At 61.6% G+C, this 1,310-nt stretch carries 1 protein-coding gene and 1 pseudogene; both read right to left on the bottom strand.

The window, feature by feature from the left end:
* On the bottom strand, positions 1-556 hold a 556-nt coding region (locus tag EN994_RS31875), incomplete at its 3' end, for a septum formation inhibitor MinC (protein WP_127308174.1).
* Positions 557-711: 155 nt separating this feature from the next.
* Positions 712-1,310 (bottom strand): annotated as a pseudogene (locus tag EN994_RS31870) (hypothetical protein); the annotation flags it as partial.

The following is a 1,310-nucleotide window of genomic DNA, read 5'->3' as shown; positions in this document are numbered from 1 at the left end:
GCACGATGACATCGCCATGCGGATGCACGATCGCCTGGCCGGAGCGGATCGGCGCCTTGATCATCAGCGTGCCCGAAGCTTCAACCTGCGGCTCGCTATCGCCCGCCTTGCTTGCGCCAGCCTTGCCGTCGCCGGCCTTGGCCGCGCTGCCCGCATCCGCATGCTGTTCAGCCGCCCTGCCCTCGGCCTTGTCGAAACCCTCCGCCCGCGCCTCGCGGGGCAGCAACCCATCCGTCGTCGCCTCCTTGGCGCCGACCAGCACCGGCGGCAGGTTGGGCGCGAGTGCGGCGTGGCCGTCGAGCTCGATGGCGTAGCCGCGGATGCCGCGATGGCCAAGCACGTCGACCAGCGATTCGATCGCGGCGACATCGGGCTTCAAGGTGTTGAGATCAAGCACCACCGGCCGCCCGGCAAAATAGCCAGGCGAATTGCCGATCCAGTGATCCAGCCCCTCCAGCCACACGTCCAAAGGCGCCTCCGGCGTCAGCGTGAAAGCGACGAAAGAGCGGGCACGAAAGCGAATGGATTTGGCCTCGAGGGGGGCGGCAAAGGTCACGGCTGGCGAATCCTTACTGAGAGGTAAACGCTAGCGAGGGAATGGTTAACGAATGGTTAATGCCAGGGGTGGGAAGGCGGTAGGACGACAATTCCTGTTCCCGGCGACCCTACCCGAAAGAGCACTCGGCTACGGTGATGTTTGCTTGCCCAGCACTAGGCCGCATCACGGTCCTGCGGTTTCATGCGTGCTGGCACGTTTGCTCTGCGAATAACGTCCGCGATATGGCTAGTTAGGCCAACTTCGCCCTGCAATTCCACACCATGGTGCGGCTCAAGGCTGTCAATGACGTCGCGTAACTTCTCAAGTCCTTGCGAGACGTCAAAGACTATCCAATGCTCTGCTTTTCCCGGGACAAGCACGCCAGCAGCACTCTTAGTTGCGCCATGATGCATCTGCACCACCCATGCCCGTTTGCCATCGTGAACCCACTCGAAACGCACCGGGCCCAATTCGGCCGCACCCGCATGCAGGCGTTCAACGTCCGCGATAATTGACGACGGAAGTATCTCTGCCTTGGCAGTGCCTAACATGAACCTGTCACCCACACCGCGTAGCCCCTCGGTGACGATCTCCCCGCTCTGGAGCACTATCGACGCACCGGAATAGAGCGGCTCAACACTTGCTTGTCCCAGAATCGAAGCGATTAACTTGTGGTCCGGATCTTCTTCCTGCATGATCCTAAAGGGGTCGCTCCAGCCGCGCGTTGTCGTGAATTTGCCCGGTGTCTGCTCGATTGGTGCAGTGCGACACC

This window comes from Mesorhizobium sp. M7A.F.Ca.CA.002.09.1.1 (assembly GCF_003998555.1).
Taxonomy (GTDB): domain Bacteria; phylum Pseudomonadota; class Alphaproteobacteria; order Rhizobiales; family Rhizobiaceae; genus Mesorhizobium; species Mesorhizobium ciceri.
This window is presented reverse-complemented; position numbering and strand designations above follow the sequence as displayed.